The organism is Geomonas sp. (genome assembly GCF_035254065.1).
In the GTDB taxonomy this organism is placed as follows: domain Bacteria; phylum Desulfobacterota; class Desulfuromonadia; order Geobacterales; family Geobacteraceae; genus Geomonas.
In genome coordinates this window covers 1-25,580 of sequence record NZ_DATFBA010000032.1, presented here as the reverse complement: position 1 = coordinate 25,580, position 25,580 = coordinate 1, and the positions used below count along the sequence as shown (strand labels likewise).

Below are 25,580 nucleotides of genomic sequence, written 5' to 3'. Positions count from 1 at the left end.
AGAACGGCCAGATCCTGATCACCGGCGGCGTCGACGACACCAGCACGCCGCTGGCCAGCGCGGAGATCTACGACCCCGCTCGCAAGACCTTCACCGCCACCGGCAGCATGACCACCGCCCGCTGGATGCATACGGCGACCCTGCTCGGTAACGGCAAGGTACTGGTCGCCGGCGGCACCGCCGACCAGGGCCCCGGCGTCGAGGGGGATACCGCCCTGGCGAGCGCGGAGATCTTCGATCCGGCCACCGGCAAGTTCTCGCCGGTGACCCAGCCCATGGCCGAGGCCCGCTACTTCCACAGCGCCACGCTGCTCCGCAACGGCACCGTGCTGCTGGCCGGCGGGCAGGGGACCGGCGGGCAGATACTCTCGGAGACCGAGCTGTTCAATCCCGTCACCAATACCTTTGCCGTTTCCGGAAGCATGATGGTCGACCCCGCCTCCGACACCGGGCGCTGGCAGCACACGGCGACCATCCTCAACGACGCCAACGGGTCGGTGGTGATGATCGGCGGCAATGCGGGAACCGAAGCAGGGCCGGGGGCGAATCACCTGTTCAGCGCCCAGACCTTCGATGCGCTGGCGGCGACCTTTACCTCCAGCACCTCCACCACCAACCAGATGACCGATGCGCGCAGCCACCACGCCGCCGCGAGGCTGGCGACCGGCGACGTCCTGCTCACCGGCGGCCTGGGCGGGCCATCCAGCTCGCTGAGCGATTTCCTGCTGTCTGCCGAGCTGTACACGCCGACTGGCGCAGGTAGCTTCGCCGCCACCGCCACTGTCATGAACTTCGCCCGTGCAAACCACACCGCCACTCCCCTTGCCAACGGCAAGGTGGTCATCATCGGCGGCAACAACGGCGGAGTCTTCCTGAACAGCGCCGAACTCTACCAGTAACAGTGATGGGACCCCTCTCCTCCCTGGGGGAGAGGGTCAGCCCCCTCACCCGGCCTTCGGCCACCCTCTCTCCTAAAGGGGGGGATGCGCTGGCCGAAAAAAGGAAAGGCACCCGGCGGGAACCGGGTGCCATTACCTTTTCAGGTGAAGTGTTTCACTACTTCATGCCCTCCATAACCACATGGACTTCATTACTACATTCCCTCCGCTAATGCCTGACTTCAGTAACTACAGTACTGCATCCCTCCCATAACACATAACTTCAGTTGCTGCATCCCTCCACTCAATCAAATAACTGCATTCCATCTTTGCCGCCCCCCTCCGTTTCGGTGGTGGGCTATGGCCGCCCCGGAGAGGGGAGGGCGGTCAACCGGGCTCGAACGGCTCGTTGTTGGGAGGAGTTTTCATGGGGCTTCCCTCTCGATAAGAGATCAATAACAGGAAAAGGCAGATACTGACAGGGGCTCTCTACCAAACTACTATAGTAATAGCAGGTAACGATCTCTTATCTGTGAGAAATAAGCAGCAATTGTCGAGCCAAGTACAGAAAAAGTAGGAAATTGATGCATTGTAGGGTTGAGCTAAGCTGGAAATGACAGTAGTACTGGCTTTAAAGGATGTATAAAAAACTTACAGCAGCCAAGATTTTGGATTTTTGAAGGGAAATAGGCGACAAGAATTTGCTAATAGGAAGGAGTGAATATAGCCTGGAGATATTATTTCACGAGTTAAGAAGAAAGCTGTTATGAGAAAAAGATCGACAAGTAAGGGCCAGATGGAGACGAGGTACTGTTTTGCAACTGCCCGGCAGGGTTGTGACACCGACCCGTCCACCGACCCGCCAGGGGGCGACTTGGCGACCAAAGCAATGGCTTGATTTTTCGTCGTGCTGCACGTATCGTCAGCGGAACCTGCAAACGATGGAGTGAGTAGTCAGTGATCGATGAGCTGAACGAACATGAGGCCAAGGAGAGGAAGAGGCGGGTGAGCCAGCTTTCCCTGGAACTGCTCGGGCCGGTGGTCGGCAAGATGCCCAAGTCGAGCATCGAGTCGCTGGAGAAGGCGAGCTACCTCCCCAACGTAGAGCGACACCTCGTGGAGATCATCCCGCTGACCGATGCCCGCATCGTGAAACACGAGGTCGAGGCCAAGCTTCCCCCCTTCATCAGGACCGAGGCGGTCTTCGGCAAGCGCAACCTGTACCTGCTGAGGGATGCCGTGGTCTCCCCGTATTCCGGCATGGCGTGGATAGGGAACCGGATCATGGAGGAAAGCGTCGGCTCGCTGCGTCGCATCATGGACTGGGGGGACATCCTGCATGAACCGCTGCTTCCCGTGCAGGAGCTCACTCTGCAGGAGCCGGTGGTGGTCTGCCATCCCGCCACCTACTTCCATTGGCTGTTCGAGGTGCTCCCCAACATCCTGTTCGCCCTCGCCCGCTTTCCCGAGATTAAGATCGTGTTGCCGGAAAAGTGCCCCGATTACGTCAGGGAGGGTCTGGCTGTCGCCGTCGGCGCCGAGCCAGGCGACCGCTTCATCACCTGCTCCGGCCCCGTGAGGGTAAAGACGTTGGTTATGCCGCAGTACCACAACAAGCCCGAGTTCACCAATCCGGAGGTCCTGGGGGTGCTCAGGTCCGAACTGAAAGGGAAGCTCTTGCAGGAAAGCTCGCCAGCGAGAAACCCTGGCCCGGAGAAACTCTATATTTCCAGGAGAAGAAGCAGAAGGAGACGGCTGGGGGGCGAGGAACTGCTCGAAGAAAGGCTCAGGGAGAGAGGATTCAGCGTCGTCCATTGCGAGGAGCTTTCCTTCCGGGAGCAGATACGTCTCTTCGATGGGGCGAAAACGGTGGTCTCCACCCACGGCGCCGGCTTGAGCAACCTGGTCTGGTCCGAAGCGCCCTGCCGGGTCATCGAAATTTTCCCGAAAAACTACATACTCGACTGCTTTGCCTGGCTCAGTTTCAGCCTGGGCTTCGACTACCGCTACGTAATCTGCAGGACCGGCCACCAAATCGACGAGGGCGCTATGGACGCCGTGCTCGATATGTTGTGAAAGGAGCTGTCCGAGAGTCCCTCTCCATTTTCTCCTGTCTACTACTCCCCCTGTTTCGAAGTTGTTCATACCACATAGGTAAGCGCCCGCTCCGACTCCACCAGCACCCGCCACAGTTCTCCGGCATCCCCCAGTTCCAGCATCACCAGGTAGGTGGCGATGCTCACGTTGGCGCGCGCGCGGAAGAGCTCCACCTGTCGCCAGAAATCGCCGTCCAAGAGTTCGCCCGCCGCTTCCCGGTAGGCATTGAGAAAGGTCTCCTCCAGAAATCCCCCCACCAGCTTGGGGTGACTGGCAAACTGGGAGCGGGCCTGGGCCAGGAACCACCCCACGTCGTAGGCCGGTGGCAGCACCTGGGTCCTCTCGAAATCGATCGCCGCCACGAAGATCCCGTCACCCGGGGCGGACTCCTCATGCCCGATGATGATGTTTTGCGGGTGGAAGTCGCCGTGCCCCTGCACCCAGTGATCCTGGTCCTGATGGTAGAGTTCCTGCTCGCCCCGTTCTACGGTGGAGACGATATCGGTCACCTTCCTGGCGTAGGGGTGCTTCTCCCTGGTAAAGCGCAGCAGATCCCTGTCCATGCGCCGCCTTTCCTCGGCCAGGAATTCCTCCGCCGTGGTCATGCTCAGACGCAAAAGGTGCAGACGGGCGAGCCACTGTGCCGACAGGCGCAGGTACTTCTCCGCCTCTTCAGTCGGGGAGGAGATGAGCTTGTCGAAAAGGGACTCTCCGCTGATCCCCTCTTCCAGGATGGTGCCTGATTGCGCGTTTTTTTCGATGGCCTGCGGAACCCGGAAGGTCCCCCCGGCAAAGCCCTTCCCGTAGAGGGCGGCCATCATGTGGAAGGCCCTTTCCGCCCGGTCCCAGGCAGTGCCGGCCGCGGGGGTACGGATGATCAGCGTTTCGCGGCTTTGGTCGGGCTTCTGCTGCCCAATGGTTACCTGGGTGACCCTCCTTTCTTCACCGTGAGCGACCGCTTTCAGGTAGGGGCGGCAGTGCCCGCTCCTGATCGCCTGCGCCAACTCCTCCACGGTGGTCAGGGCGTCATCGAAAACGGTGGGGTAGATGCCTGCGTAGGTGGCTGCATGGGTATCGGTTCCGGAGGTTGCAATGAAGCGCAGCCGGCGCCAGTCCTGCAGTCCCCGGCTGTTCTCCCCCACGGTGTGGTTGGAGTTGAAGATCTCGATGGCGTTCACCTGGGGAGAGTTCAGCAGTTCATCCCCTGGTAGCCGCCCGTCCCGGTAGGGGTGGGCCCAGATGATGGCGGCAGCGGGAAAATCCTGGCGGATGTCGGTCAGCGAGGTGCCGCGGGGGATGGTAACGGGGGCGCCAATGATCAGCACGTCTCCCAGTATCGGGACGTTGGTTTCCTGCCCGCTCAAAAGCAGGAACTCCGGGGGGACCCCCGCCTGTCGGCGCAGTTCGGCGAGGTCGGCGGGCTGCCAGAGGAAATGATGGTCGGTGAGCAGCAGCCCCTGGAGCCCCTTCGCCTGGATGGCCCGCACCAGTTCCACCGCCGGTACCCTGCTGCAGGCGGAATGTTCCGCCGAATGGCAATGCATTTCGATCAGCATGAGCTCCTCCATTTAGGAGGCTGCCCGGTTGCCCACGCTTTCCGGTAGGGTATTGCCTTGACTGAATCCACTCTTGCCGGCACTCCCTCTCCCCGCGGGAGAGGGCTGGGGTGAGGGAAGTCTCCACGAAGATGCGAGGCTTTCCCCACCCGGCCCCCCGCAGGGGAGGAAGAGTTCGCTGTGTCCGGAGAGGCGGGGAGTGCCAGTTGTCAGCCGGACAACGCTGGGGCGACCGCGACAGCCTGTGTGCACCAGCTCAATTTCAGCACGATTGAAGGGGGAAGGGAAGCGCGATTTTTTCGGCAGGGATGAGGCTTAGCGCTCGAAGGTAAGGCCGTAACGCTCCTTGAGCAGCGCGCGCAGGCGGGTCATGAAACGCTCGCCCGGGTCGATCTTGACGGTGGGATGGTAGGAGGGGTCGAGCTCGGTCCTCAGCGCGAAATGGGGGAGCGAGCGGTCCTGGTACTCGTAGTGGCCGATCAGGTACCGGATGCTGGGGTGGCGCGCCGCCAGGTCGGCGATCAGGGCGGCGTCTGCCTCAAGCTGGGCGTCGGTGAGCGCGTCCTTGTCCTCTGCGACGTTCTCGATGCCGAGCGCCACCTGGTTGAAGCCGATGGTATGCCGGCAGACCCGGTCCTCGGGGGCGAGCCGATAGATGGTGCCGTCCTTGTCGATCAGGAACTGGGCGGAGACGTTCACCTCCCCGCCGCTTCGGATGTCGTCGCGGGAGTTGCGGTCGGGGGTGAAGAAGTCGAGGGCCTTCTGGAGGGTGGGCGAGGCGGTGTAGTGCACCACGATCATCTTGGGAGTCTCCAGCCGTTCGCTGGCGGTCCCGTAGTGAAGCTGGCAGTACTGTCTGGTCATCGCCAGCCGTTGCTGGTCGAAGATGTCGTGGTCGATGATGGTGACGCTCGGCCGCGGGGCGGGGGGAGCGGCAAGGGCTGCGGAGGGGGGTGCGGTCTGGTCGGCGACGGTGGCGGACGAGTGGGGCGCGTGGGTGCAGGCTGCCAGCATGGCGAGCGTGAAAAGGAGGAACCTCGGACGGAATTTGGGGGACGACATCATTACCTCTTCCTGAAGGGAGCGCTTGCCTTTCATCCTTTCACTGTCTCCTCATCTTTATATCAGCAATCCGCGTCAGAAGGCGACGCTTTTTTGTCGTCACCGCATTGAAAGTTTGCGACTTTGTGATAGATTTTCATGAACTTTTTTGGCGGTCAAGCCGCCTTTTGGGGTAACCTGACGAATATTCTGGAGTCTGCCGTGGCAGTGGTGACTATATTTCACGAGCATGGCTGTGACTGCCTCAACCCCTGGGGCGTCGACGCCGACCGCAGGGAGATCGTCTTCGGGGAGGCGCCGGCCGCTCTCCAGAAACTCGAGGTCGAGGTGGCGGTGGTTCTCTGCGACCGGGATGTGGAACAGGGACTTTGGCTGCTGGGGGCCATCAAGGCACGCTTTCCCGCCACCCCGGTGGTTTTCATCACCGCGCGCAGCTCCGAGGAGGTGGTGACCAGGGCCTTCAAGGGGGGCGCGCGCGATTATTTCAGGATCCCCTTCGACCCCCGACTGGTGGCCGGATCCCTGGAAAGGATCCTCTCCTTCAAGCGGGGAGCGCGCCCCGCTTCCCCACCGGTCCCCCCAGGTAACGGGAGCGCAGAGCCTTCCGCCAACCGCTCTCTGCCCGACGGCATCGTCCGCGCCATCTCCCTGATGGAGAGAAACCTGATCGATACGCTCTGCCTGGACGATTTGGCGAAGGCCGGCTACATGAGCAAGTACCATTTCTGCAGGACCTTCAAGCGCCACCTCGGGATCAGCCCGCTGCAGTTCTACAGTTCCCGCCGGATCGAAAGGGCGAAGGAGTTCCTCCAGGAGCCGGAATGCACCATCTCCCGCGCTGCCTTCAAGTCCGGCTTCAATGATCTGAGTGACTTCTGCCGCCAATTCAAAAAGATCACCGGCATCACTCCCAAAGCCTATCGAAGGACCCTGCAAACGGAGTTTTTTTAGGGCCTGCCAAGGGTCGGCGACCGTTGCTTTCCCGCAAATTTTCGCAACTGTTAAGGCAACTTAACCAGCCAAGGCGACAAAAGCCGCAGCTCCTTTGGCCACTTTCGTGCCACATTCTCCGTATCACTAGAAAACTCCAAGTATAATAGCAATTTTTGCCAAGTTGTTAGCAAGATTGGCAAAGAATGATCACCTTCCCCCCTTTATCCTTTCCGTAAAATATCAACCATAGTTTTACTCTCGCCTACCAAGGCTTCGCTACTTTTTCCATTCTCGATGCACCGAATGCGGTACCCCGCAAGGTTCTAGTTCGGCGCCGGCTGGTTGCGCAGGATAGGCTGCCGGTCCGGCTACTTTAGTAGTGATAGGTGAAACCTGAGGAAAGGGACTCTTTTCCTCCAACGCCACCAGAGGAGGTGTGCAATGAAAACAGGAAGCAGGTGGATAGCATTGGTGGTGTTGGGCGCGTCGTCGCTCGCCTGGGGAGCTGAAAAACCGGCGACGACCGTGCTGCCCAAAGTCGCGGTGAAACCGTCACCGCCTGGGACGCAGAAAACGGCCTACCAACGGCGTCAGGAGGCCAAGAAGCACCTGCAGGAGGCGCTGGCTTTGCGTGAAGCGGTGCGCTCGGGCCAGGCCACAGCGCCCGCCACCAGTGGAGGTGCCAAATGACCCGGTCCCTTAAGAGGAAAAAGGCGCGGGCCGCCGCCCTGACGGCGCTGGCGGCCATGGCCGTATTGGCGCCCTGCACGGCGCAGGCCGTGAACATGATCGGTTACAACTCCGCTGTCGACTACACCAAGCCGAACTTCGCCAACAGCCCCAACCTGACCAAGTTCGTCGATTCCCTGCCGGGGCTTGGATCGGCTAATGCCAACAACCTGGGCAACTATATTCCGGTCGCCGAGCCCAAGCTCTACAGCGACGGAGTCTCCGACTATTACGAGATCGGGTTGAAGCAGTACACCCAACAGCTGCACAGCGATCTTCCCAACACCACGGCCCTGCGCGGCTACTACCAGAAGGGGGTAGGCGACGGCAAGCCGCATTACCTCGGGCCGCTGATCATCGCCAAGCGCGGCACGCCGGTCCGCATCAAGTTCACCAATGAACTGGGGATCGGTGCGGCAGGCGACCTTCCGCTGCCGGTCGACACCAACATCATGGGCGCCGGCATGGGACCCTTGACCATGACCGGAGCGCCCTGCGATCCGATGATGACCACCTGCGCCATGTACTCGCAGAACCGCGCCAACATCCACCTCCACGGCGGTCTGACCCCGTGGATCAGCGATGGCACCCCCCACCAGTGGATAACTCCCGCAGGGGAGAACAGCACGCCTTTCCTGAAAGGGGTCGCTTTCCAGAACGTGCCGGACATGGTGGGCGCCGGTAAACCGGTGGCAAGCCCGGCTCCAGGGGACGGAACCGGGACCTACTACTACCCCAACGAGCAGAGCGCGCGCCTCATGTTCTACCACGACCACTCCTACGGCATCACCCGCCTGAACGTCTACGCAGGTGAGGCGGCAGGCTACCTGCTGATCGACCAGGCAGAGACAGACCTGATCGACGGGACCAACGGCTTCGGCGCCAATCCCAGCGGGTACAAGGTCCTTCCCGACCAGGCCGGCCTGGACAAGACCGGCACCGGCAATATCTACAAATACGGCATTCCGCTGGTCATCCAGGACAAGACCTTCGTGAACGGTAATGCCAGCGGTGCCTTGCCGACAACTCCCCCGGCAGTCGCCACTCCCACCGCCCTCACCAAGGACGTCGACCCCAATTGGTTCAAGTTGCTGCCCAACTCGGCCCACGGCGACCTGTGGTTCCCCCACGAGTACATGCCGAACGAGGACCTGTACAACCTGTTCCCCGACTCCCCCGGTTCCAACCCGATGGGGCGCTGGGACTACGCTCCCTGGATGATCCCGCCCATGGTGCCGCTCAAGGACATCTTGCCGAGCCCGACCATCATACCGGAAGCCTTCGGCGATACCCCGCTGGTCAACGGCGCGGCCTTCCCCTACCTGCAGCTGCAGCCGAACGCCTACCGCTTCCGGATCCTGAACGCCTGCAACGACCGGATGCTGAACCTGCAGCTCTACTACGCGGCCATGCCGGATGGCACCATCTGCAAGGCGGTCCCCGGGCAGTTCCTTCCCGACCCCGCTAAATGCACCGAGGTGTCGATGGTGCCTGCCTCCAACAACTCCACCGACCCGAACTGGCCCGCTACCTGGCCCAAGGACGGGCGTGACGGCGGCGTTCCGAACTGGAATACCGTCGGCCCGAGCATGATCCAGATAGGCAACGAGGGTGGCTTCCTGGTCAAGCCGGTCGTCATCAGGCCGCAACCGATCGACTTCGACTACAACCGCAGAAGTGTCACCTTTGGCGGGGTCACCAGCAAGGCACTGCTCATGCCGCCGGCCGTGCGCGCCGACGTGATCGTCGACTTCTCCTCGGTCACACCGGGGTCGGTCCTGATCATGTACAACGACGCCCCGGCGCCCATGCCGCTGTACGATTCGCGCAACGACTATTTCACCGGCGCCCCCGACCAGACCCCGGCCGGCGGTGCACCCCCGACCCCTGCCAGCTTCGGACCTAATACCCGTACCGTGATGCAGATACGGATCGACGCCAACGGCGTGCAGGCGCCGCCCTACGATCTGGCGACGCTGCAGACAGCTCTGCCGCAGACCTTTGCCAAGGATCAGGACCCGATCCTGGTGCCGCAGAAAGCCTATAACGACGCCTATCCGAGCGGGCCGCTCAACGCAGCCAATAACATCTACGCCAACGCCGTCGACGACTCGCTCAACGTCACCGGGCAGCCTCAGCGGGTCCAGAAAGTGGTGCTGACCGCCCCCGGCATGGGCTACACCAAGGCCCCCACCGTCAACTTCACGGGCGGCGGCTGCACATCCTATCCGAGAGCCACCGCCGCGCTGAACGGCGTGACCGGCGTGACCCTGGTCACCGCGGGGAGCGGCTACACTTCTCCGCCGACCGTCACCTTCTCCGGCGGTGCGGGCAAGGGGGCCACCGCGGTGGCAACCATTTCCGGCGGCGTAGTCACCGTCATCACCATTACCAACCCCGGTTCCGGCTACACCAAGGCCCCCACCGTTACCCTGTCGGGCGGCGGTGCGACCACCCAGGCGACGGCAACTGCCACCATCACCCTCGGCTCGGTGGGCACCATCACACTCAGCGCCGGCACCAACCCCAGCTTCCCCTTTGGCTCCTGTCTCTCAGCGCCCCAGGTAACCCTGACCGGCGGCGGAGGCACCGGCGCCACTGCTGCCTCGATGCTGGCCAACAGCCTGGTGTTGAACGGGAAGAATCTGGTGGAAGGCTTCGACATGGAGTACGGCAGGATGAACGCGGTGCTCGGCTCCACGCCGAACCTGCTGGCGCCGACGGTGGGTGCCGGTGCCGTGGTGGGTGCGAACTTCTATATCGACCCGCCCACCGAGATCCTCAACGGCGGCGAGCCGGTGCTGTGGCGCCTGTCGCACATCGGTGTGGACTCCCACGCCATCCATTTCCATCTCTTCAACGTGCAGGTGGTGAACCGCGTCGACTGGACCAACACCATCAAGCCTCCCTATGATGACGAACTGGGCTGGAAGGAGACCATCAGGACCAACCCGTTTGAGGACATCATCGTGGCCATCAAGCCGGTAGGCTCGGCCATGAAGCTCCCGTTCGCCCTGCCCGACAGCAACCGGGTGCTCGACCCCACCATGCTGCAAAATACCGCCGGCAACTTCCAGCCTGTTGCACCGCCGCCGGGACTCCCCGCGGTCGCCCAGACAACCAACGTCATGACCAACTTCGGTTGGGAGTACGTCTGGCACTGCCACCTGTTAGGGCATGAAGAAAACGACATGATGCGGCCGATCGTGTTCCGCCCGGACCTCCCGCACGCGACCGTGACGACCTTGCCTGCCAGCAACCCGCCGGCCCTGAACTTCGGCACAGTCTCGGTAGGCAAGAGCAAGGTGATGCCGGTGACAGTAACCAATACCGGGCTGGCTCCCATGACCTTCGCCGGTATCAGCAGCGATACCGCTGTCTTCACGCAGACCAACAACTGCCCGGTAAGTCCCAACAAGTTGGCGGCCAACGCCAGCTGCACGATCAACGTAACCTTCAGGCCCGTTCAGGCAATCACTACCAGCGGCCACCTGATCATCAACGACGACTCGGACGGCGTACCAAGTTCCCAGAGCGTCTCCCTGGTCGGCACCGGCAGATAGCAGAGCCGGATCGTCAGGTAACCGAAAAAGATGCCGCACGCCTTGTTTCGCGTGCGGCATCTTTTTTCTCTTCTCCCGCTCTGCAGTTTAGGACATCCTGGTCCCGCCAGTTTCTATCAGTGCCAAGCCTTCAAGTATCGATATACCCCTGCTTGTGTACAGAAGACGTCACCTGTGTATGCACAACTGCTTTTTTGTTGAACAAGATGCGTGTTGGCTGTATATATGACTCCCTCGTCTCTAAGGGAGGTGTCGATGGAAAACGAACAGGGACATGTACGGCGCTCCGACCGGTTGCTGGAAATCATCGAGGAGCGCATAGCCACCGGATGCTATCCGCCCGGGATGAGGCTGGACGAGACGGAGCTGGCCCACGAATTCGAGGTGTCGAGGACTCCCATCCGCGAGGCTCTCATGCAGCTCTCCTTCTCCGGTCTGGTGGACATGCGCCCGAGGAGAGGGGCAGTGGTCGCCGAGGTCACCACCCAGCGGCTTTTGGAGATGTATGAGGTGGCCGCGGAACTGGAGGGGATGTGCGGCAGGCTGGCCGCCCGCCGGATCTCCGAGGCTCAGCTCGCACAGCTGCTTAGCGCGCACCGTGCCTGTGACGAGGCCCGTGAGCAGGGAGACCCGGACGAGTATTTCCGCAGGAACGAGGAGTTCCACAAGATCATCTACGCCGCCAGCCACAACAGCTTCCTCATCGAGCAGACCGTCGCCATGTACCGCCGGCTGAGCGTCTACCGCCGTTTGCAGCTGCGGGTACGGGACCGCCTGCGGAGCTCTTTCTCCGAGCACGCCTTTATCGTGGCGGCCATCCAGGGGGCCGACGGCGAGCTCGCTGCCGAACTCATGCGCAAGCACATCGCGGTCCAGGGGGAGCGCTTCGCAGACCTGCTGGCGTCACTGCCGAAGATTGGAACGGTAGCGTAACTTATCCCCGGTGCCCGAAGGGCGGGTGAGGGTGCCACAATTTCAGGAAAAAGCCGCCCTCACCCCTGCCCCTCTCCCCTCAAGGGGCGAGGGGGAAGTTGCAAGCTGGTGTGGGGATGAAATAAGCACCTTCGCACGCTCCGACGGCGCTTAAGGTGCTCGCAAGGATTGTGCAGTAACTCAGGTAGTAGGAGGTAGTAACCATGCTGATCTGGCAGATATTCCTGGTGTACAGCAGGGTCTCCCTGTTTTCATGGGGAGGCGGTCCCGCTTCTCTTGCCTTGATGCAGCGCGAGTCGACGGCGGCGACCTGGCTGCCGCGGGGGGCGAGCGCGCCGGTACCCTGGGTCACCCCCGCTGAATTCGCCGACGCCGTGGCGGTAGGAAACGCGCTGCCGGGACCCATTGCGCCGCAGGTGTCGGCCTATGTCGGCTACAAGTTGGCCGGCATGCCGGGAGCGGTCGCCGCCGTTGCGGGAACGATTTTGCCAACCACGCTGCTCATGCTGCTGATGATTGTCTTTTTCTTCGAAGTGAAGGACAGCGACCTGGTCAAGGCGATGTTGAAAGTGGTGAGGCCGATCGTGGTCGGCTTGCTGTTATGGACAGCTTACGACATGGCGGTCACCGTTTTCGGGCTGAACAAGCTGGGGCTCGGCGAGGTTTTCAACGGCTGCTGGGACAAACTGCTGATTGTGGCGGTGGCCTTCGCTCTACTGACCTTTTCCAAGATCAACCCTGCCTTCATCATCCTCGGCGGCGCCATGCTGGGGGGAGTCTTGTACCGCTAACCCTTTTCTGTCCCGCTCTCCTCACAATTTGCTTTTGCACACTCTTTCCATGACTCCCCTCGCCCCCTGGGGGGAGAGGGGCAGGGGTGAGGGCGGGGGGGGCGAGGGTAGTGGGATGCCAGTCGATTGCTTAACCGAATCCTGCCCATTTTTCCATATTATTTCCACAATTTATCCCCAATTCGCTGCTAGCATCTCCTTTGAGTCTGGGACAGGCATTGTTGGATGCATCGGTTCTCCGTTCGGCGGACACTGTCTTGGCCGGACAAGACGTAGGTTAGGCAAGGAGAGGGCGATGCGGGGGAGATTCTCCAATCTCAAGATACGCTACGACGTGATCGGGGCGATCATCCTGGTTGCAGGGTTGCTGGGTGCGCTCTGCATCTTTCTTGGTGCGGACGACTTCGTCGACCCCGCCGGCGCGGATCTTGAGGAGTCGAGGAAGTACCTTCATGTTCTGGAGAGCTACGGCGGAAAGGCGAGTGCCGTGGCCCAGGAAATAATGCTCTGGTTTGCCGGCCTGTGGCACGGGAAAAATCTCGCCTTCACCATCGCTGTGCTGGCCATCGTGGTTTCCTTCTGGTTCTTTTTCGTTGACTATTTTTCGGATGCTGATGACGACTCGGAGAGAGGTAAGCCCCGCTTACCGGGAAAGCCGCGGCACCATTGAGGGTGTCCGCGGGAAGAAGGGTTGAGGTTCAATATGGGTGGTAAGGCGATGTTGAAGACCGTGATGCTGTTGGCCGTTTTGACCGGATGCGCCACGGTACCAAGCGGTCCAAGTGTGAGGGTGCTGCCAGCGGAGGGGATGCCGTTCGAGGAATTCCAGAAGGACGATGCCACCTGCCGGCAGTGGGCGCAATCGCAGCTCGGAAATCCGGTGCAGGAAACCTATAACGAGCAGGTGGCTACCGGGGCAGTCGCCGGGACGGCGGTCGGTGCCGGGGTTGGTGCCGCGCTTGGCGCGGTGTCCGGCAACGCGGGTGCGGGCGCGGCGATCGGTGCGGCGACCGGCCTCCTGTTCGGGACCGCTGCGGGCTCCGGCTCCGCGCAGGTGTACGGCGAGGAAGCGCAGCGTCGCTACGACAACGCCTACCTCCAGTGCATGTATTCCTACGGCAACCAGATCTCCAGCTACCGCGCGCAAGCCGCCGCTCCGCCGCCGCCGGTCGTGGCCGTTCCGCCGGCGCCCGAGATTTATCTGGAAGCGGCGCCGCAATTCATCTGGGCGCCGGAGCTCGGTATGTACGTGGCGGTGGGGGTCCCGTATGACCTCGTCTACACCGGCTCGGCGTACTATTACTTCTACGGCGGCCGCTGGTACCGGGGACCGTACTACAGCGGGCCCTGGACATACGTGCCGCGGCGGGCCTATCCGGCTCCCTTTGCCCGGTACCGCATCGGCGGTATCCGTCATTTCCGCGACGTCCAGTATCGGTACTACCAGCGGGACCGGGGCCATTATAGCGGGCGCTTCCACCGTCCGGAGTACCGCGGGCGGCGTCTGAGACCCTAACCGCTCACCGCAAACCAAATCCGTCGCCGGCTGGTCGACACCGGCGACTTTTCATAGCAAAGCCTGGCCATTTCCGGCCAGGCTTTTTGCTTCTTTAGAGCAGCTTCAATTTTTTAGTTGACATAAAGTACCAATTGCAATATTGTACCAACCATGCACGGGCGAGCCGATTTCAAAAAGCGCAAACAGGAGCAGCTGCAGACCGTCTGCCGGTCAAAGGGGCTCCCGGTCACCGTGCAGCGCACGGTGATCATGGAAGCCCTGGCGGGGAGGAAGGACCACCCCACTGCCGACCAGGTCTACGAACAGGTGAAGCCGCTGCTTGCCGGGGTCTCCCGCACCACCGTCTACCGTGTGCTGGAAGCCTTCGTGGCCCACGGGCTGGCCCAGAAAATCGGCAGCAACGAGGCGAAGGCCCGCTTCGATGCCGAGGCGCTCCGCCATCATCATCTCGAGTGCGTCTGCTGCGGCGCCATCATCGATCTGCCGCACCGCGCATCCTACGACATCCCGCTGCCGCCAAGCCCCGATGGCCTCTTCCAGGTGCTCGACTACGCCATCCAGTTCAAGGGGGTGTGCGGCAACTGCCGGGGCGAAAGCAATCCCGTTTTGGTACGACATTGACCGCTTTATTCAAAGATCGGCAACCTTCTAGGGGAGAGGCCGGTCGTCTATTTCAATGGAGGGTACTATGGAATTCATTACGCTTCAGGATGTAATCAAGTTTGCAGTCGAACGTGAAGAGGAGGCTGTCCAGCTGTACACCGAAGCAGCCCGACTCTCTACCGACATCGCTTCCCGCAAGCTGTTCGAGGAGTTCGTCGCCGAGGAGGTCGGCCACAAGAAGGTTTTCAGCAACATCGACCTCGCCAAATCCGAGCAACTGCGCTCGCAGAAAATGCCGGACCTCGGCATCGGCAAGTACCTGGTGTCGGTCCCGCTGCGGCCCAACATGAGCTACCCTGAAATCCTGCGCTTCGCCATCAAGGCGGAAGATGCGGCCTACAACCTCTACCGTGCGGCCGCCGACGCCACCGATGATCCCCAACTGAAAAAGACCCTGCAAGTATTCGCCGAGGTCGAATTGGTCCATAAAAAGAGGATCGAGGACATCTACGATGCCCGGGTGCTGACCGAGAACTAAAGCAGCACGATCCCTTTTCCCATCAACCGTTCACGCCATCTGCTCGTTCACGTGGCACCACGGGCACTACGCCCTTGTAAACTTAGATATCCAGGAGGAAGAAAATGAAGAAATTTGTCTGCACCGTTTGCGGTTATGTTCACGAAGGAGATGTACCTCCGGGGCAGTGCCCTCTCTGCCATGCGGCGGCGGAAAAATTCGTCCTGCAGGAGGAAGGGGTCCTGGCGTGGGCAGACGAGCACAAGATCGGTGTGGCTCAGGGGATCGATGCTGAAATCGTAGAGGGGCTCAAGAAGAACTTCCTCGGTGAGTGCACCGAGGTCGGCATGTATCTGGCCATGAGCCGGCAGGCGGACCGCGAGGGGTATCCGGAGGTGGCGGAAGCGTACAAGCGGATCGCCTTCGAGGAGGCCGAGCACGCCGCCAAGTTCGCCGAGCTTTTGGGCGAGGTGGTCAAGGCTGACACCAAAACCAACCTGCAGATGCGGGTGGAGGCGGAAAACGGCGCCTGCAAGGGGAAGAAGGATCTGGCGACCAGGGCCAAGCAGCTGAACTACGACGCCGTTCACGATACCGTGCACGAGATGTGCAAGGACGAGGCGCGCCACGGCCAGGTATTTGCCGGGCTGCTCAAGCGCTATTTCTAAAAAGGGAACTTATCCCCCGGTTGTTTTCGGGAGATGGTAAAGGCCTGGCCGATGTTTCGGCCAGGCCTTCTTTTTTGTGTCCGGGTATAGAGGGGCGGAGGCTAGATCACGCCCAGCAAGCCGGCGGCCAGGGTGCCCGCCGGTGCGGACGGAGTGAGGATCTCTTGCTCGAGAGGGCTCTTCACCGCACGAGTTACGTGGTTGGACACCTTGGTCCAATGGTCATACTCGGTGAAGGTACTGGTTGGGCAGATGGTGGTCAGCATGTTGTTTGAGAAGACAACGGTCAGCACGGAGGTGGCGCCGCTGGGGAGGGTGACGAAGGTGAACTTGCCGGTGGCGGCGTCGTAGCTCCAGGTGGCGTTGTTGTTCACGGTGTAGCCGTTCACCGTGACGCTCTGGCTGGCCGTGTTGTTGGAGTTGAGCTGGAAGGTCCCGGAGAACATGATGCCCGGACTGGTGGAGGTGAGCGAGCTGCCGTCGGCGTAGGTGATTTCGAAGCCGGACAGGGTGTAGGTCCCGAACAGGCTCAAGTTAGGGGGGATGGTAGGGAGGTTTGCGGTGTTGACGGTGCCGGTCAGGGTGGGGCCTCCCACTGTGGTGACCAGGATGGTGGCATTGTTCAACTTGTTGGTGATGGTGAGGGTCCCCCCGGAAACGCTGATGGAGATGTAGTCGAACAGGAGGTCAAGGCCGCTGTGGTTGGCCAGGAAGCTGTCGGTGATGAAGTTCCTGCCCGCCACGCCGTAGTCGGTCAGCACCGGGGCGAGCAGGGTCTGGATCTGGGTGATGACGTTGGCGAGGGCCGCCTTGATCGCTGCCAGCTGTGCTGCGGTTGGTGTGCTGAGGGTGGCGGGATCGGCTGCGCCGTTGGCCTGCAAGACTGCCAGGTTCGATAGTGGATTGATATTGGCGGTTCCGGCGGCGTTGGCGAAAGAGAAGAGGGTGTAGCCCTGGCCGTTGCCATCAACCGCCGTTGTCCTGAGGATGAAGGGGGCAGTCATGCCGCTGACATCGAAGGAGAACGAGCCGTCGGAGTTAGTGGTCTGGGAGAGCTGCTTGCTCGGGGTAGAAGAGTCGTTCAAATAAACGGTGCCGACAATCGGAGAGCCGGTTGCGGCCACGCCGGAAACCTTGCTGGCGGCTACCACCGGGATATTGCTGCTGCTACCGCCGCCCCCGCCGCAGCCGGCCAGCAGGCCGGTCGCAATCAACATCATCCATACTGCCAAAATCTTCACGTTTCTCATGGTGTCCCCCTCGATTGAAATAAGGTGTTCCCGACCGATCGGCTGGCAGCCGCTTCGAATAGTGCATTGCCGGCATAGCGCAGTGATCTTAAAGGGTTATTGCTGTGAGATTAGCGGGTGCAAAGAATTTACGGAGGGACAATATAGGTAAACGGTTTTTAAAAAGCAATCGCAAATTGTGTCAATAAAAAAATAAAAAAGGCAGCGTCTTTTCCAGCTAACTGCAAATCCAATACTTGTCGTCGTGCTCCCTGATGAAGCCTTCCTGTTTCAGCTGTCGGAGGTTTTTGAGCAGGTTGTTCCCTTTAGCCGGGACGCTCTCTATCAGTTGAGCAGAGCTTATGCCGGGCGAGGCCAGGATCAGCTTGAGCAGCAGGCTGCGCTGCTCCCGGTTGGAGCCGCGAAAGGGGGACTGGATGGCGTGGTGGGCACTCCTGCGGCCGGGGTTGGCGCCGCTTTTTTTCAGCATGGTGCCGTAATCCATCAGCGCGTAGTACCAGTCGCGCGGGTTGTCCCGGTCGAGGGTGATCTCGATAAGCGGCAGCAGGTCGCTGTCGTGCACCTGCTCCTGATCCGCGAAGAAGTGGTGGATGAAGACTGAGCGGATATTGGTCTCGATGAAGGGGGTTGGCTCGCCAAAGGCGAAGGCCGCCACCGCCCGCGCGGTGTAGGGGCCGATGCCGGGAAGGGACTGCAGGTCGTTGATGTCGTTGGGGAGGGTGCCGCCGAAACGCTCGACCACCGCCACGGCGCACTGTCTCAGCGCGACTGCCCGGCGGTTGTAGCCAAGCCCCTGCCATAGCGAGAGCACGCTGGAGAGCTCAGCCCGGGCCAGGTCGTGAAAGCTCGGAAAGGCGGCCAGGAATTCCCGGTACTTGTCCCGTACGCGGTCGACCTGGGTCTGCTGGAGCATGATCTCCGATACCAGGATGGCGTAGGGGTCGAAGGTCTCCCGCCAGGGGAGGGTGCGACCCTGCTCGCGGTAGTGCTCCTTCACCGTCTGCCGGAATGCCGCCAGTTCCGCTTCTCCTGCGGGGTATCTTCCGGGTGCGTCTATCGCCGAAGTCGGCATGCGGGGCTCCCTGTAGAAACGTTGAGCATTATGACACGATAGCGAGAAGAAAGGGGAAAAAGGAGAGGATGTGCTGGAAGAGAGAACTGGAAGCGGGTGAAGAGCTGTCCCAACGTTGACGTTACTTCATGGTAAAAGACTCAATTATTTCGAAAGAAATATAATTTTGACACCTTGGTCCGGTTGTCTACACTCGAGTACAAGACTTATGTCTACTTGGTATCACCTACTAAAGTATTACCTGCTGTTGAGGGTCACATGCTCCACTGTCTTTGCGTGGGGACAGAAACCTGACGGGAATCTTGTAATGTAATTTGCCCCCTGCTCCTCTCTGTTATTGAAGCTATTCTCCCCACTCCATCCTTCTGCCCTCCAGATAGACCAATACCCGTTCGACTGCTCTGCCTGACTCTTCCGGTCCAGGATCAATATTCACTGCGATCCGGCCTTATCTGTATAACAATCGGCGTCCCAGGACTGCCGTTTCTTAAACCTTAAAATGGGAGGGCGCAACAATGAAAACGAGAACTAGGAGCTTGGCCCTAATCGCAGGGGTGTTTGTCGTCGGTATCAATGCACTACCGGCCGCCGCGGATACCGGTGCCTGCATGCAAACCAACTACGCCGCGGCGGGGAATACCGGCACCCTCGGCTGCACCGCCAATGACGTAAAAATCGCCGAACTGGTCAGCGTGACACCTGCCAAAGACAGCAGCGGCAACGATATCAGCGGGCTCTTCCCCAACGGTGACGGCAGCTACAGCTGCATCCAGGACAGCACCATCCAGTTCACCGGCGTATTCAGCGTCGTTGCCAACGCCTCCCAGCGCTACGACGTAGGCCTCTACATCGCCGGCCAGGAGGGGTCGGCGCTGGTGGGCACCACCTGCAACCGCGCGGTGCTCACCGCGGCCAACTCCACTCCGTATGACAACTACACCGTGCCGGCGGACTCCTGCGGCGACGTGACCTCCGGCCACAGCCCGTACTCGGTGACCATGCCCATCGTGACCAAGTGCGTGGGGACCGGTACCCTGAACCTCCCCAACGCCACCAGCTGGCTGCAGAAAGAGACCGCACCCTGCAAGGGGATCCAGAATGCCGTCCCCGGCACCACCTCCAAGTGCAATTACATGCCGAATTTCCCCGTTAACCTGATCCAGGTGCAGAAGCCGACCCTGCAGGTATCCAAGGCTGCAGACCAGCTATCGGTAGATCCCGGCACCACGGTCAATTACACGGTTACCGTCAAAAACGGATCGACCAGCGCGGTGACCCTCACCAGCCTGACCGAATCGGTGGGGACCAATGTCAGCTGCCCCAGCAGCGGTGGTTCCGCGAGCGCGTTCACCCAGGACTTCACCTACAGCTTCTCCAGCAGCAGCAACGCCGTCCCGGTGCACTGCGCTGCCACCACGCTGGCGGCCGGCACCTCGACAACCTGCACCTTTAGCCGGGTGGTAACCGCCAACCCCAGCGACAAGGTCTCTGACAATGTCTGCGTCAGCGGGACCAGCCAGTTCGGTGCAGTGGCCCCCGTCTGCGGCTGCACCTCGGTCTCCATCAACGACGTCACCCCGACGGCCCAGGTCAACAAGAGCGTGGTCGGCGCGGTCTGCACCATGGTGAGATTCCAGGCCTCGGTGAAAAACACCGACCAGTACAACAGGCCGCTTTCCCTCACCGGGCTTAGCGACAGCTTCTACGGCCAGATCGCAAGCAGCAATAACAAAATTTCGGCCACCACCTGCCAATTCCCGCAAACACTGAACGTGAGCGATGCGAAACCCTATACCTGCACCTTCGATGCACAGGTCTGCACTACCGACCTCCCGCACAACGACACCATCACGGCAACCTTGGCAGAGACCGCTACCACCCAGACCATCAGCCCGACTTCGGGGCAGCCAGTCGTCATTACCGGGGTAACGGTGGTGACCCAGTAAACTGTCTGTCGGTGTGATGTTACAGTAAGACGGGGCATAGCGGATTTCGGTTGTCAGAGGCTTTAGACGGCGACCGCGCAGCTGACCAATAGTGGGATTGGAACAAGAGGAGAGGGATCAGCCAGACAAGGCTGGTCCCTCTTTTTGCGCGGGCCGAATGCCGCACGGAGACTGGCATAGTGGGAGGCTGTGACAGTCCGCTCCCAATCACTCTCACAGAAAGTTGCAGTTAGGATAGAACCGAAGCTTCAAAAGGTATACTATATCCACTATGGACACATTCAAGACCATCTGTGTCTCGCTGGTGCTGATCCTCTTCATGGGAGGGGGATGCGCGCCTTTGCCGGACGTCTCCAAGATAACGGACCACGCCCAAACCGAGAGACCTCCCAAGATCATGACAGCCAAGGGGATGCTGTCGGATGAAAAAAGCAGGGAGCTCATAAAGCGGTTGCAGGGCGCCGTCTATCAGACCGACCTGGTGCAGCGGCACAACGCGGTGATGGAGGCGGTGGACGGCAGTCCGCTGATCGGCGGCAACAAGGTGACCCTGCTGACCGACGGGCAGAGCACCTACGCAGCCATCATCAAGGCCATCCAGTGTGCCACCGAGACCATCAATCTGGAGACCTACAAGATAGAGAACGACGAAATCGGCCGCGCCTTTGCCGATCTTTTGGTGCGCAAACAGCAGGAAGGGGTGCAGGTCAACCTCATTTATGACGGCATCGGCAGCCTGCCGACCCCCACCTCGTTCTTCGACCGGATGCGGGAAACAGGGGTGCAGGTGGTAGAGGTCAATCCGCTCAGCGACCTGCAAGTGGGAGCCGTCAACCCCCTGCACGCGGACCATCGGAAACTGCTGGTGGTGGACGGCAAGGTGGTGATCACCGGGGGCATCAACATCAGCGCCGTCTATACCAGTACCCCCTTCCAGAGCGGGCGTCCCAAGAAACCGTCGGAGGTGCCGTGGCGGGATACCGACGTGCAGATCGAGGGGCCGGCGGCGGCGGCTTTCCAGCAGCTCTTCCTCGATATGTGGCAAAAGCAGAAAGGCCCGCCCCTGCAGCGGGAATGCTACTTCCCTAAGCTCGAGTCGAAGGGGCACGCCCTGGTACGGGCCATCGCCAACAACCCCGGCGAGAGCAACCGGATCACCTACATCTCCTATGTCAGCGCGCTCATGTTCGCCGAACACGCCATCCATCTGACCAACGCCTACTTCATCCCCGACGACAAGATCCTGGATGCGCTCAGCCAGGCGGCCAGGCGCGGGGTGGACGTGAGGATCATAGTCCCCTCCATTACCGACTCCTCGCTCGCCTACTACGCCATGCGCTACAACTATGCGGAGCTGCTGCAGGCCGGCGTGAAGCTGTACGAGCGGAAAAAGGCGCTGCTGCACGCGAAAACGGCGGTGATCGACGGCGTCTGGTCGACCGTCGGCTCGACCAACATGGATTTCCTGAGCCTCTCCAGCAACTACGAGCTGAACGCGGTCGTGCTGAGTCCTAAGTTCGGGGCGGATATGGAGGCGATGTTCGCCAAGGACGTGGCTGAGTCGGACGAGATCACCTGGGAGAAATGGCAGCAGAGGTCGATCCTGGAGCGGACCAAGGAGCTGTTTGCTCACATGATGTCCCACGTTTTGTAGGACAGGGCCCTGAGCGGCCAGAAGCAATCCCCCCTGTCCCCCCCCTTGATAAAGGGGGGACAGGGGGGATTGCTTTTGAAATTTAAAAGGTTGCGAGGATGTACTGCGCTATGGCCCGGGCGTCGGCATCGGGGAGCGTGCTTTTGTCGAACTTCTTCATGCCGCGGCCGGGGTTTCTGATCACCGCTACGATGTCATCGGCTGTGGTGATGCCGTTTGCCCGCAGATCCACGGCGTGCAGGCTTTTTTGCGGGTAGATGCGGTTCTCCCCCGCCGGGTGACAACCTACGCAATGTACCGAGAAGAGTTTTCCGCCGCGAGCCAGCAGATTCTTGGTCACCTTTTCCCCTTTCTCCGCACCGCACCCGCTGACCGCAGCGACGAAGCTGACGGCCGCTGCCCACCTTTTCCAGTAGCCCGAAGTCATTACCGTCCCCTTTGCTAACTTTCCGCCCTCGCCAGCTCACCTGCACGCCGGGATTATAGCGTCTTCCCCTCCCCTTGCAATCTTCTCGACCCCCTCTTTCAGGAATCGGTCAGCTCTGCCGAACTCGTCGGCCTTCGATGGAAACGATAAAACGATGTTAAATGGGTGCTCGGAAAAGGAGGCAACCTATCTGTATTAAAGTAAAAATAATGTTGACTTGCGGAAAAATGCTGCAATGGTATTTACATTGCTTGCAACTCGTGCTAATGGAAATTCAAAATAACGTTTTATATAATAGCTCCACCCCGCCTCGCTCCAGCATTTCCGGCTCACGACAATTTTTGCTGACCACATAAAGAGATATCGGCTTGAACGCATCACTGCAGCAAGGAGGATCTCAATGGGCAAAAACGACGCGCATCTGGATGACACCGGTACCGAGCTGAACCTTCCCCGCATGCTGGAGCAACGCGGGGTCTCCCGCCGCGACTTCATGAAATTCTGCACGGCGGTCTCCGCCGCACTGGCGCTGCCGGCCGGCTTTGCCCCCAAGGTAGCCCAGGCGCTCGACGAGGTGAAGCGGCCGACCCTGGTCTGGCTGGAGTTCCAGGACTGCGCAGGCGACACCGAGGCCCTGTTGAGGTCCGCCAATCCGACGGTGGCCGAGATCGTGCTGGACATCCTGTCGGTGGACTACCATGAGACAATCATGGCCGCCGCCGGCCACCAGGCGGAGGAAGCCCTCACCAAGGTGGTCAAGGAGCAGAAAGGGAAGTACATCGCCGTAGTGGAGGGGGCCATCCCCCTGAAGGACGGCGGCGTCTACTGCTGCGTATCGGGCAAGGCGGCGGTCGATACCGCCCGCGAGGTGTGCGGAGGCGCCATGGCCACACTGGCGGTAGGTACCTGCGCCTCCTATGGCGGCATCCCGGCCGCCGCCCCCAATCCCACCGGCGCGGTCGGCGTCAAGGACGCCGTCCCCAACGCCACCGTCGTGAACCTCCCCGGCTGCCCCCTAAACGCCGACAACCTGACCGCCACCGTGGTCCATTTCCTCCTGTTCAACAAGCTCCCCGCCGTAGACTCCTTCGGCCGTCCCCTCTTCGCCTACGGAAAGCGGATACACGACAACTGCGAGCGCAGGCCGCATTTCGACGCCGGCCAGTACGTGGAGAAGTGGGGCGACCACGGCCACCAGAAAGGGTTCTGCCTCTACAAGATGGGGTGCAAGGGGCCGGAGACCTACCACAACTGTCCCACCCAGCGCTACAACGAGAAGACCAGCTGGCCGGTGGCCTCCGGGCACGGCTGCGTCGGCTGCTCCCAACCCCAGTTCTGGGACACCATGACCCCCTTCTACCACCGGCTCCCCCACGTCCCCGGCTTCGGCATCGAGGCGACCGCCGACAAGATCGGCCTGGGCATCGCGGCAGGCACGGCGGCGGCCTTTGCGGTGCACGGCGTGATCAGCGCCTGCCGCAAAGGGGACACTTCCGAAGGCGCAAAGGAGGATTGACCGATGGCGAAAATCGTTGTGGACCCGATCACCAGGATCGAGGGGCATTTAAGGATAGAGGCTGAAGTATCGGGCGGCAAGGTGACCGATGCCTGGAGCAGCTCCACCATGTTCCGCGGCATCGAGAAGATCCTCCAGCAGCGGGACCCGCGCGACGCCTGGTACTTCACCCAGCGCTTCTGCGGCGTCTGCACCACGGTGCACTCCATCGCCTCCATCCGGGCGGTAGAGAACGCGCTCAACATCAAGATCCCGCCCAACGCGGAACTGATCAGGAACATCATCATCGGCATCCAGAACGTGCAGGACCACGTGATCCACTTCTACCACCTGCACGCCTTGGACTGGGTGGACATCACCTCGGCGCTCAAGGCGGACCCGGCCAAGACCGCCGCGCTGGCCGCCTCCATTTCGGAGTGGCCGATGAACTCCCCGACCTACTTCAAGGAGACCCAGGACAAGCTGAAGGCCTTCGTCTCCAAGGGGAGGCTCGGTCCCTTCGCCAACGCCTACTGGGGCCATCCCGCCTACCGGCTCCCCCCCGAGGCGAACCTGATGGCGACCGCCCACTACCTGGAGGCCCTGGAGTGGCAAAAGGACGTCATCAAGATCCACGCCATCCTGGGGAGCAAGAACCCGCACCCGCAGACCTTCCTGGTGGGCGGCATGGCGATCCCTATCGACCCGGATTCCCAGAACGCGCTGAACGCCGACAAGCTGATGGAGATCAAGCGCCTGCTCGCCAAGGCGAAGACCTTCGTGGAGCAGGTCTACATCCCGGATCTCTTGGCGGTTGCCTCCTTCTACAAAGATTGGGCGGCCATCGGCGGCGGGGTCGGCAACTACCTCTCCTACGGGGAATTCCCGCAGCCGGGCAACGGGCAGCTCTGGATGCCGGCGGGCGTCATCATGGCCAAGGAGATCACCAAGGTCGCCCCGGCCGATCACAAGAAGGTGGCCGAATACGTGGACCACTCCTGGTTCGAGTACAGTGGCGGGGCAGGTAAGGGGCTGCATCCCTTTGACGGCGAGTCGGAGGCCAAGTACACCGGGCCCAAGCCCCCCTTCCAGAACCTGGACGTGAACGCCAAGTACTCCTGGGTGAAGGCACCGCGCTACCAGGACCAGCCGATGGAGGTGGGGCCCTTGGCCCGCCTGCTGGTGGCCTACGGCGCTGGAGACAAGCAGGTGCAGGACGCCGTGAACGGGGTGCTGAAAAAGCTCGGCGTCGGGCCCGAGGCGCTCTTCTCCACCCTGGGGAGGACGGCTGCCCGCGGCATCGACTGCCTGTTGATCGCCCAGCAGACGCCGGTCTGGCTGGACCAGCTGATCGACAACATAAGCAAGGGGGATTACAACGCCCACAACGGCGAGAAATGGGACCCGGCCACCTGGCCGAAAGAGGCGGCAGGCTACGGCTGGCACGAGGCGCCGCGCGGCGCGCTCGGCCACTGGATCAAGATCAAGGACGAGAAGATCCTCAACTACCAGGCGGTGGTCCCTTCCACCTGGAACGCCTCGCCGCGCGACGCCAAGGGGCTCAGGGGGCCGTACGAGGCGGCGCTGGTGGGAACTCCGCTCGCCGACCCCAACAAGCCGCTGGAGATCCTGAGGACCATCCATTCCTTCGATCCCTGTCTCGCCTGCGCGGTGCACGTGCTGGACACGCGCGGCAACGAGATGGTGAAGGTCAACCTGCTCTAGGAGGCCTTTTATGGGACAGATGTACGAAAAGTACGTATGGGAAATCCCGGTCCGGGTGACCCACTGGGTGAACATGCTGGCCATCATCGTGCTCTCGGTGACCGGCTTCTTCATCGGCTCCCCCAAGACCCTGGCGCTGGAAAGCTCCCAGTTCGTGATGGG

General features: G+C 61.1%; 21 protein-coding genes. 16 read left to right on the top strand and 5 right to left on the bottom strand.

What is annotated here, in order from left to right; translation table 11 throughout:
* Positions 1 to 899, top strand: an 899-nt coding sequence (locus VJ604_RS01865) for a Kelch repeat-containing protein (protein WP_324079684.1), incomplete at its 5' end; no start/stop codon positions are given.
* 936 nt (positions 900 to 1,835) lie between these two features.
* Positions 1,836 to 2,954 (top strand): glycosyltransferase family 61 protein, encoded by a 1,119-nt coding sequence (locus tag VJ604_RS01860; protein ID WP_324079683.1) that lies wholly within the window; start codon positions 1,836 to 1,838, stop codon positions 2,952 to 2,954.
* A gap of 65 nt (positions 2,955 to 3,019) precedes the next feature.
* Here VJ604_RS01860 and VJ604_RS01855 read toward each other — a convergent pair whose 3' ends face one another.
* Both VJ604_RS01855 and VJ604_RS01850 read right to left on the bottom strand, forming a co-directional pair.
* Entirely contained in the window at positions 3,020 to 4,531 is a 1,512-nt protein-coding gene (locus tag VJ604_RS01855; protein WP_324079682.1) for a phosphotransferase, read from the bottom strand.
* Between the two features lie 315 nt (positions 4,532 to 4,846).
* Complete coding sequence (locus VJ604_RS01850; protein ID WP_324079681.1) at positions 4,847 to 5,629, bottom strand: N-acetylmuramoyl-L-alanine amidase; 783 nt, start codon at positions 5,627 to 5,629, stop codon at positions 4,847 to 4,849.
* Positions 5,630 to 5,794: 165 nt separating this feature from the next.
* Here VJ604_RS01850 and VJ604_RS01845 point away from each other — a divergent pair, with 165 nt between their 5' ends.
* The 10 genes from VJ604_RS01845 to VJ604_RS01800 all read left to right on the top strand — a co-directional run bounded on the left by VJ604_RS01845 (position 5,795) and on the right by VJ604_RS01800 (position 15,849).
* Complete coding sequence (locus VJ604_RS01845) at positions 5,795 to 6,544, top strand: helix-turn-helix transcriptional regulator (RefSeq protein WP_324079680.1); 750 nt, start codon at positions 5,795 to 5,797, stop codon at positions 6,542 to 6,544.
* Positions 6,545 to 6,967: 423 nt separating this feature from the next.
* Positions 6,968 to 7,216 carry a hypothetical protein gene (locus VJ604_RS01840; protein WP_324079679.1) on the top strand — a complete coding sequence of 83 codons (249 nt, stop codon included), beginning with the start codon at positions 6,968 to 6,970 and terminating at the stop codon, positions 7,214 to 7,216.
* On the top strand, positions 7,213 to 10,818 hold the full coding sequence (locus VJ604_RS01835; protein ID WP_324079678.1) for a choice-of-anchor D domain-containing protein: 3,606 nt from the start codon (positions 7,213 to 7,215) through the stop codon (positions 10,816 to 10,818). Before VJ604_RS01840 ends, VJ604_RS01835 begins: the two co-directional genes overlap by 4 nt.
* A 255-nt stretch (positions 10,819 to 11,073) precedes the next feature.
* Complete coding sequence (locus tag VJ604_RS01830) at positions 11,074 to 11,751, top strand: GntR family transcriptional regulator (protein WP_324079677.1); 678 nt, start codon at positions 11,074 to 11,076, stop codon at positions 11,749 to 11,751.
* Between the two features lie 203 nt (positions 11,752 to 11,954).
* On the top strand, positions 11,955 to 12,542 hold the full coding sequence (locus VJ604_RS01825) for a chromate transporter (protein ID WP_324079676.1): 588 nt from the start codon (positions 11,955 to 11,957) through the stop codon (positions 12,540 to 12,542).
* Between the two features lie 295 nt (positions 12,543 to 12,837).
* Positions 12,838 to 13,212, top strand: coding sequence for a hypothetical protein (locus VJ604_RS01820; protein WP_324079675.1), 375 nt, complete (start codon positions 12,838 to 12,840; stop codon positions 13,210 to 13,212).
* A 48-nt stretch (positions 13,213 to 13,260) separates the two neighbouring features.
* Positions 13,261 to 14,058 (top strand): glycine zipper family protein, encoded by a 798-nt coding sequence (locus VJ604_RS01815; protein WP_324079674.1) that lies wholly within the window; start codon positions 13,261 to 13,263, stop codon positions 14,056 to 14,058.
* A gap of 153 nt (positions 14,059 to 14,211) precedes the next feature.
* On the top strand, positions 14,212 to 14,682 hold the full coding sequence (locus VJ604_RS01810) for a Fur family transcriptional regulator (protein WP_324079673.1): 471 nt from the start codon (positions 14,212 to 14,214) through the stop codon (positions 14,680 to 14,682).
* A gap of 67 nt (positions 14,683 to 14,749) precedes the next feature.
* On the top strand, positions 14,750 to 15,202 hold the full coding sequence (locus VJ604_RS01805) for a ferritin family protein (RefSeq protein ID WP_324079672.1): 453 nt from the start codon (positions 14,750 to 14,752) through the stop codon (positions 15,200 to 15,202).
* Positions 15,203 to 15,306: 104 nt separating this feature from the next.
* Positions 15,307 to 15,849, top strand: a complete 543-nt coding sequence (locus tag VJ604_RS01800) for an NADH peroxidase (RefSeq protein ID WP_324079671.1) — start codon at positions 15,307 to 15,309, stop codon at positions 15,847 to 15,849.
* 101 nt (positions 15,850 to 15,950) lie between these two features.
* On the opposite strand, the gene VJ604_RS01795 is transcribed toward VJ604_RS01800, so the two are convergent.
* Positions 15,951 to 17,099 carry a hypothetical protein gene (locus VJ604_RS01795; RefSeq protein ID WP_324079670.1) on the bottom strand — a complete coding sequence of 383 codons (1,149 nt, stop codon included), beginning with the start codon at positions 17,097 to 17,099 and terminating at the stop codon, positions 15,951 to 15,953.
* A 217-nt stretch (positions 17,100 to 17,316) separates the two neighbouring features.
* Positions 17,317 to 18,171: an HhH-GPD family protein gene (locus VJ604_RS01790; protein ID WP_324079669.1), complete on the bottom strand. Its 855-nt coding sequence runs from the start codon at positions 18,169 to 18,171 to the stop codon at positions 17,317 to 17,319.
* Positions 18,172 to 18,779: 608 nt separating this feature from the next.
* Between VJ604_RS01790 and VJ604_RS01785 the strand changes: the two genes are divergently transcribed.
* Positions 18,780 to 20,117: a hypothetical protein gene (locus VJ604_RS01785; protein ID WP_324079668.1), complete on the top strand. Its 1,338-nt coding sequence runs from the start codon at positions 18,780 to 18,782 to the stop codon at positions 20,115 to 20,117.
* A 271-nt stretch (positions 20,118 to 20,388) separates the two neighbouring features.
* Positions 20,389 to 21,771 carry a cardiolipin synthase gene (gene cls / locus VJ604_RS01780; protein ID WP_324079667.1) on the top strand — a complete coding sequence of 461 codons (1,383 nt, stop codon included), beginning with the start codon at positions 20,389 to 20,391 and terminating at the stop codon, positions 21,769 to 21,771.
* Positions 21,772 to 21,853: 82 nt separating this feature from the next.
* Here the strand turns inward: cls and VJ604_RS01775 are convergent, their stop codons facing one another.
* Positions 21,854 to 22,198, bottom strand: coding sequence for a c-type cytochrome (locus VJ604_RS01775; protein ID WP_324079666.1), 345 nt, complete (start codon positions 22,196 to 22,198; stop codon positions 21,854 to 21,856).
* Positions 22,199 to 22,598: 400 nt separating this feature from the next.
* Here VJ604_RS01775 and VJ604_RS01770 point away from each other — a divergent pair, with 400 nt between their 5' ends.
* Both VJ604_RS01770 and VJ604_RS01765 read left to right on the top strand, forming a co-directional pair.
* Positions 22,599 to 23,714, top strand: a complete 1,116-nt coding sequence (locus VJ604_RS01770) for a hydrogenase small subunit (protein WP_324079665.1) — start codon at positions 22,599 to 22,601, stop codon at positions 23,712 to 23,714.
* A 3-nt stretch (positions 23,715 to 23,717) separates the two neighbouring features.
* A complete protein-coding gene (locus tag VJ604_RS01765; RefSeq protein WP_324079664.1) occupies positions 23,718 to 25,418 on the top strand; it encodes a nickel-dependent hydrogenase large subunit in 1,701 nt (566 codons plus the stop codon).
* The last annotated feature ends 162 nt before the right edge of the window (positions 25,419 to 25,580 follow it).